Source organism: Nonomuraea zeae, from assembly GCF_005889725.1.
Classification (GTDB): domain Bacteria; phylum Actinomycetota; class Actinomycetes; order Streptosporangiales; family Streptosporangiaceae; genus Nonomuraea; species Nonomuraea zeae.
In genome coordinates this window covers 1-6,815 of the sequence record NZ_VCKX01000466.1, presented here as the reverse complement: position 1 = coordinate 6,815, position 6,815 = coordinate 1, and the positions used below count along the sequence as shown (strand labels likewise).

Annotated in this window: 6 protein-coding genes and 1 pseudogene; 3 read left to right on the top strand and 4 right to left on the bottom strand. The window is 70.2% G+C overall.

Annotated elements, in window-relative coordinates; all coding sequences use genetic code 11:
* Positions 1-326: pseudogene (locus ETD85_RS59030) on the bottom strand (hypothetical protein); the annotation flags it as partial.
* Positions 327-381: 55 nt separating this feature from the next.
* Positions 382-1,425, bottom strand: coding sequence for a trypsin-like serine peptidase (locus ETD85_RS59025; RefSeq protein WP_138698545.1), 1,044 nt, complete (start codon positions 1,423-1,425; stop codon positions 382-384).
* Between the two features lie 196 nt (positions 1,426-1,621).
* Between ETD85_RS59025 and dxr the strand changes: the two genes are divergently transcribed.
* Positions 1,622-2,812, top strand: coding sequence for a 1-deoxy-D-xylulose-5-phosphate reductoisomerase (gene dxr, locus ETD85_RS59020; protein ID WP_138698544.1), 1,191 nt, complete (start codon positions 1,622-1,624; stop codon positions 2,810-2,812).
* Positions 2,813-2,851: 39 nt separating this feature from the next.
* Positions 2,852-4,015, top strand: a complete 1,164-nt coding sequence (ispG, locus tag ETD85_RS59015) for a flavodoxin-dependent (E)-4-hydroxy-3-methylbut-2-enyl-diphosphate synthase (RefSeq protein WP_138698543.1) — start codon at positions 2,852-2,854, stop codon at positions 4,013-4,015.
* A 69-nt stretch (positions 4,016-4,084) separates the two neighbouring features.
* Here ispG and ETD85_RS59010 read toward each other — a convergent pair whose 3' ends face one another.
* Complete coding sequence (locus ETD85_RS59010; RefSeq protein ID WP_138698542.1) at positions 4,085-5,512, bottom strand: aldehyde dehydrogenase family protein; 1,428 nt, start codon at positions 5,510-5,512, stop codon at positions 4,085-4,087.
* A gap of 290 nt (positions 5,513-5,802) precedes the next feature.
* Here ETD85_RS59010 and ETD85_RS59005 point away from each other — a divergent pair, with 290 nt between their 5' ends.
* Positions 5,803-6,429 carry a TetR/AcrR family transcriptional regulator gene (locus ETD85_RS59005; RefSeq protein WP_138698541.1) on the top strand — a complete coding sequence of 209 codons (627 nt, stop codon included), beginning with the start codon at positions 5,803-5,805 and terminating at the stop codon, positions 6,427-6,429.
* A gap of 25 nt (positions 6,430-6,454) precedes the next feature.
* On the opposite strand, the gene ETD85_RS59000 is transcribed toward ETD85_RS59005, so the two are convergent.
* Positions 6,455-6,815, bottom strand: a 361-nt coding sequence (locus tag ETD85_RS59000) for a PucR family transcriptional regulator (protein WP_138698540.1), incomplete at its 5' end; no start/stop codon positions are given.

The window sequence follows — 6,815 nt, the reverse complement described above, 5'->3', positions numbered from 1 at the left end:
CTCCGGGCCTTGGGGGCGGTGCGCGCGGCCGGGCCGGTCAGGCCGCCCAGCAGGCCGTCGCCGCTCGTCACGAGGTCGAGCAGGCCGATCGGCAGGGCCTTGGCCATCCGCTCGGGCGTCCAGTAGTCGAGCACCCGCCGCTGGTCGGCCTCGGTGCGGGCGGCGGTGTGCTCGACAATTTCGGTCTTGACCCGCGACGGCCCGTGGACGGGTGTGACGGCGGGTCGATCGGCCTGCTGCGAATGGGGGGCCGCGCCTACGAGGGCGGGGCCCAACAGCCCCGCCAGGAGCGGAGCTGCCGCAAGCAGGGGGGTGCTCAGGGTCATGTCCCCCGAGTGTGCACCACGAGATGTGTTCTTGTGACTACTTTCGGTAAGTTGCTCAGAGTGCGCCGGTGGTTTGCGCTGCTTGATAGACGGCTTGCGCCTCGTTCCCGAAATATGGGCCGAACATCCAATTGGCAGCGAAGTTGTATTTGAAGCTGTTGACGGAATTCTGCGTGCCGAGTCCGGTCGATTCGTTGAAATTCAGCATCCAGGGGCCGCCGCTCGATCCGCCGGTCATGTTGCAGGTCAGGCCGAGATCATTGGTCAGCAGGAAGTCGTCGAAGGTCCGCCCGCTGCAGTAGATCAGCTTCGAGCCGTCGTAGGGGGCCGCGGCGGGGTAGCCGAAGGCGTACATCTGCTGGCGGCGTGACTGGTTGAAGGCCACGCCCTGGCCGCCCACGGCGTCCACCAGCGTCTTGCCCTGCAGCGGCGCGACCACGGCGGCGGCGACGTCGAAGCCGATGTCCTCGCCGGCGTTCCACTGCTGGGTGGTCAGCAGCCTCGTGGCGGGCCAGGTGCCGAAGGGGCGGTTGCCGGCGTTGTAGCCGGGCACGAAGACCCAGTTCGTGTGGAAGGCGCCGTTCAGTTTCACGCAGTGGCCCGCGGTGAGCACCACGCTCTTGTTCGCGCTGGTCACCGCCGAGCCCGAGCACGAGGCGTTGCGCCCCTGCGTGGTGAAGAAGATCCGCCCGGTGGTCCGCACGACCGTGCCGCCGCCGGTCCACGGCTCGCCCGGGCTCCTGGCGGACTGCAACCCCACACCCCCGCCGGGGGCGCCGGTGGGCGGGGCCGTCCACGGGGTGCCCTCGGTGGGCTCGCCCGGCTGCCCGGCGTCCGCCGCCGGCCCGTTGCCGGGCTTCGGGGCGTCCAGCGGCTGGGCCGCCTCCATCTTGCGCTCCGTCCAGTACGTCAGAACCTGCCGCTGCTCGGACGCCGAGTCCGCCGCCGCGTGCTGCGCGGGCTTGGGCCTCACCGACGCCTGTACGGCAACCTGCGCGGCCAGGCGCGTATCGGCCTGCGCCCCGCCCGCGGGGAGCAACAGGGCGGCGCTTCCCGCGACGAGCGTGAGGGTGGAAAGCAGAGCAAGTCTGCGGTGCATTACGTACCTCCCGAAACCGGACCTGGGCTTGGAAGGTAGCGGCAGCAATATCCAGATTTCTCAAGATATGCGCATACCGATATAGCGATATCCAGGCATAAATTCACTGCGTTCTCTCGTGTCACATAACTCGCGGAATTTCGGTATGGCGGGTCCCGCGTGCCCGAGTGCGCCACGCAGCGGGGACAATGGACGGGTGCATGAAGAGACCCTCCGCTCCATAGTCGTGCTCGGCTCCACCGGCTCGATCGGCACCCAGGCCCTCGACGTCATCGCCGCGAGCCCGGACGGCTTCCGGGTCGTGGGGCTCGCGGCGGGCGGCGCCAAGATCGAGCTGCTGGCCAGGCAGGCGGCCGAGTTCGAGGTCGAGGTCGTGGCAGTGGCCGACGCCTCGGCCGTGCCCGCGCTGAAGGAGGCGCTGACCGCGCACGGCGTCTCCCCCACGGTGCTCGGCGGCCAGGACGGCGTCGCGGCGGTGGCGGGCTGGCAGTGCGACATGGTCCTCAACGGCATCACCGGCGCGCTCGGGCTGACCTCCACGCTGGTCGCGCTGGAGGCGGGCCGGATGCTCGCGCTGGCCAACAAGGAGTCCCTGATCATCGGCGGGCCGCTGGTGAAGCGGCTGGCCAAGCCGGGCCAGATCCTGGCGGTCGACTCCGAGCACTCGGCGATCCAGCAGTGCCTGTGGGCCGCGGGGCCCGACGGCCACGACCCCGACAGCGTCCGGCAGCTGGTGATCACCGCCAGCGGCGGGCCGTTCAGGGGCATGCGGCGCGAGGAGATGTCCGACGTCACGCCCGAGATGGCGCTGGCGCACCCCACCTGGTCCATGGGCCCGGTGATCACCATCAACTCCGCCACCCTGGTCAACAAGGGGCTGGAGGTGATCGAGGCCCATCTGCTGTTCGACCTTGGCTTCGACCGGATCGAGGTGGTCGTCCACCCGCAGTCGATCATCCACTCCATGGTCGAATACGTCGACGGCTCCACGATCGCCCAGGCCAGCCCGCCCGACATGCGGCTGCCGATCGCGATGGCGCTCGGCCACCCGCGCCGCATCCCCGGCGCGGCGCGGCCCATCGACTGGACCAAGGCCCACGCGTGGACGTTCGAGCCGCTGGACGACCGGGCGTTCCCGTCGGTCGCGCTGGCCAGGCACGTCGGCAGCGCGGGCGGCACCGCGCCCGCCGTCTACAACGCGGCCAACGAGGCCTGCGTGGAGGCGTTCATGCGGGGCGAGCTGCCCTTCCTCGCGATCGTCGACACCGTCGCCAAGGTCGTGGCGGAGCACGAGGTCACCCCGGCAGGCTCCGTGGACGAGGTGCTGGCGGCCGACGCCTGGGCCCGCGCCCGTGCGGCCGAGCTCACAGTCGGGCAGTCCCGCTGACTACCTAAACTGGAAACCGTCGTCACATTAAGGGTTGAAATGTCTTCTGTAGCTCTCGGCATCCCGACGGTTCGCCCGAAGCCGCTCGCCGAACGCCGCCACTCTCGCCAGATCATGGTCGGCACCGTGCCCGTGGGCGGCGACGCGCCGGTCTCGGTGCAGTCGATGACGACCACGGTGACCGCCGACGTCAACGCCACCTTGCAGCAGATCGCCGAGCTCACGGCCTCCGGCTGCCAGATCGTCCGCGTGGCGGTGCCGTCGCAGGACGACGCCGACGCGTTGCCGATCATCGCCAAGAAGTCGCAGATCCCGGTCATCGCCGACATCCATTTCCAGCCGAAGTACGTCTTCGCCGCCATCGAGGCGGGATGCGCGGCCGTCCGGGTGAACCCCGGCAACATCAAGAAATTTGACGACAAGGTGGGTGAGATCGCCCGCGCTGCCGCCGACCACGGCGTACCGATCAGGATCGGGGTCAACGCCGGCTCGCTCGACCCCCGCCTGCTGCAGAAATACGGCAAGGCCACGCCCGACGCGCTGGTCGAGTCCGCGCTGTGGGAGTGCTCGCTGTTCGAGGAGCACGGGTTCCGCGACATCAAGATCTCCGTCAAGCACAACGACCCGGTCGTCATGATCAACGCGTACCGGCTGCTGGCCGCCAAGTGCGACTACCCGCTGCACCTCGGCGTCACGGAGGCCGGCCCGGCCTTCCAGGGCACGATCAAGTCCGCCGTCGCCTTCGGCGCCCTGCTGGCCGAGGGCATCGGCGACACGATCAGGGTCTCGCTGTCCGCGCCTCCGGTGGAGGAGGTCAAGGTCGGCGCCCAGATCCTGGAGTCGCTGGGGCTGCGCGAGCGCGGCCTGGAGATCGTCTCCTGCCCGTCCTGCGGGCGCGCGCAGGTGGACGTCTACACCCTCGCCGAGCAGGTCCAGGCGGGCCTGGAGGGCCTGAAGGTCCCGCTGCGGGTGGCCGTGATGGGCTGCGTCGTCAACGGCCCCGGTGAGGCCCGTGAGGCCGACCTGGGCGTGGCCTCCGGCAACGGCAAGGGCCAGATCTTCGTCAAGGGCGAGGTCATCAAGACGGTGCCGGAGTCGCAGATCGTCGAGACGCTGATCGAGGAGGCGCTGCGGCTGGCCGAGGAGATGGGCGTCGAGGTCGACCTCGACGACGATTCCTCCCCCGTCGTCACGGTGAGCTGACAACCGGCCCGCGAGATCGTACGACGGCCACGGTGACCGCGGCCGTCGTACGACGTGTTCTGCCGAGCTCTAGAGCGACAGTCCCGTCAGGACCATGACCTTCTCGTACGTGAGGTCGTCCATCGCCGAGTGCAGCCCCTCGCGCCCGATCCCCGAGTCCTTCACCCCGCCGTACGGCATCTGGTCCGCCCGGTAAGAGGGCACGTCCCCGATGATCACACCGCCCACCTCCAGCTCCCGGTTGGCGCGGAAGGCGGCGTCCAGCGAGCGGGTGAACACCCCGGCCTGCAAGCCGTACTTCGAGTCGTTGACCAGCGCGTACGCCTCGTCGATCGAGCCGACCGGCTGGAGGATCAGGACGGGCCCGAAGACCTCCTCGCAGGCGACCTTGGCGTCGTGCGGGACGCCGTCCAGCACCGTCGGCGCGTACGTCGCCCCCTCGCGGGTGCCGCCCGCCAGGACGCGGGCCCCGGACGCGACGGCCTCCTGGACCCACTGCTCCACGCGCTGCGCGGCGTGCTCCGAGACCAGCGGGCCCACCTGGGTCTTCTCGTCGGCCGGGTCACCGGTGACGAGAGCGGACACTGCGGGGAGCAGGCGCTCGACGAAGGCGTCGTAGACCGGCTGCTCGACGATCACCCGCTGCACCGCGATGCAGCTCTGGCCCGCCTGGTAGTTGGAGTAGAGGGCGATGCGCTGGGCGGCCCAGTCGAGGTCGGCGTCGGCGAGCACGACGGCGGCCGCGTTGCCGCCCAGCTCCAGCGTCACGTGCTTGCGCGGGACCTGGTCGGCGATGGCGTAGCCGACGGGCGCCGAGCCGGTGAACGACACCACCGGCAGCCTCGGGTCCTGCACCAGCGCGGAGGCGCGCTCGTTCTCGATCGGCAGCACCGAGAACATCCCGGCGGGCAGGTCGGTCTCGGCCAGGATCTCGCCGAGCACGAGCGACGACAGCGGCGTGGCGGGGGCGGGCTTGACGATGACGGGGGCGCCGACCGCGATGGCCGGGGCAACCTTGTGCGCGACCAGGTTGAGCGGGAAGTTGAACGGGGTGATGGCCAGCACGGGCCCGTACGGGACCCGCGACACGTAGGCCAGGCGACCGGCCGCGGCCGGCTCGGTGTCGAGCCGCTGGACGTCCCCCGACCAGCGGCGGGCCTCCTCGGCGGCGAAGCGGAACGTGGCCACGGCCCGGCCGACCTCGCCGCGCGCCCAGAAGATCGGCTTGCCGTTCTCGGCGGTGATGAGCTGGGCGATCTCCTCGGCCCGCTCCGACAGGCGGCGCGAGACGTGGGCCAGTGCCTCGGCCCGTACGTGCACGGGCAGCGCGGCGGCCTGCCGGGCGACCCCGTGCGCGGCCGCGATGGCCTCTTCGACCTGGGCATCTGTCGGAACGGAGTGCCGGCCGACCTCGCGACCGTCATGGGGGTTGGTCACAGTGAGCTCGGCGTCACCGGTCGCGGGGCGACCGGCCAGCCAGAAGGTACGCGCGTCCATGCCCACGACGTTATGCCAAGCGGGCGATCGGGGATTTACACCACGGTGCACAAGACTCCCACGAGGCCTCACCGTTAAGTACAAGCTCCGGTGTATACCCACGATGTAACAGAAGTAGACCTAATTCGGGATGTTTACCATGCGGAGTGGTTTGAGCGATCTCCGCCATGGCTAAGTCATCGGGTGCGGGTCTCCAGCGCGGTGGGCCCCCGACAGAAAGGCGTGGGCCCCGTGACCGAACGAGGTGAGGTCACAAGGATGCGTAGCTCCTTGGCCACATGGGAGGTCTCATGACCTCGGCGCCGCTGGGACTGCAGGGCGCTTATCTCCTGGGCGAGCGCGCAAGCCACGACGAACTCCGCTCCCGCCTCCTCGACGTGGCAGTGAACCTGCTGGAGTCGGACGGGCCCGAGAGCTTGACGATGCGCAGGATCGCCGCCGAGGCGGGATGCACGACGACCGTGATCTACACCATGTTCGGCAACCGGGAAGGTCTGGCGGAGGCGCTCTATCTGGAGGGGTTCGAGCGCTTCCGCCGGTTTCTAGAGGCAGTGCCGCCGCGAAGGAACGCGCTTGAGCACCTCACGGCGCTCGGGCCGGCGTACCGGGCGGCGTGCCTGGCCGAGCCCGGCTACTACAGCCTCATGTTCGAGCGGGCGATCCCCGGCTTCGAGCCCAGCGAGCGCGCCAGGACCCTGGCCCGCGCGGCACTGAACATCCTGGACCGGGTGATCGCCGACTGCATCTCGGCCGGATACCTGATCCCGACGCAGCCGCGCAAGATCGCGGACGCGCTGTGGGCGGCCGCCCAGGGGGCGATCAGCCTGGAACGCGCCGGTCATCTGCGCGACGACCGCACGTACGAGGCGGTCACGACGGCGACCATCTGCTGCTACCTGGTGGACAAGAAGAAGTAGTCCCGGCGAGGTGGCTCTCCGCCGCTCAGTGGCGGCGGGCCGCCTCCAGGGCGAGCCACAGCTCGGCCCGTACGCCCGGGTCGTCGAGGTCCCGGCCGAGCAGCTCCGTCACGCGTTTCATGCGGTAGCGCAGGGTGTGCCGGTGCACGCCGAGCCGCTGCGCCGCCGCGTCCCAGTGGCCGTTGCTCTCCAGGTACGCCCGCAGCGACTCCACCAGGTCGGCCTTGGAGCCGTACCGGGTGAGCGGGGCCAGCTGGGCGGCGGAGAACGCCTGCGCGGCGCCCTCGTCGAGCAGCCCCAGCAGCGAGACCTTCCGCGGCTCGTGACCGGCCAGCGAGCCCGAGACCAGGGCCATGGACGGCCTGCTGCGGCGCGTCGGGTTCGAG

Bases quoted from the DNA above. Each gene is read 5' to 3' on its own strand.
- ETD85_RS59025 (WP_138698545.1), bottom strand. From the start codon at position 1,425: ATGCACCGCAGACTTGCTCTGCTTTCCACCCTCACGCTCGTCGCGGGA.
- ispG (WP_138698543.1), top strand. From the start codon at position 2,852: ATGTCTTCTGTAGCTCTCGGCATCCCGACGGTTCGCCCGAAGCCGCTC.
- ETD85_RS59010 (WP_138698542.1), bottom strand. From the start codon at position 5,512: ATGGACGCGCGTACCTTCTGGCTGGCCGGTCGCCCCGCGACCGGTGAC.
- ETD85_RS59005 (WP_138698541.1), top strand. From the start codon at position 5,803: ATGACCTCGGCGCCGCTGGGACTGCAGGGCGCTTATCTCCTGGGCGAG.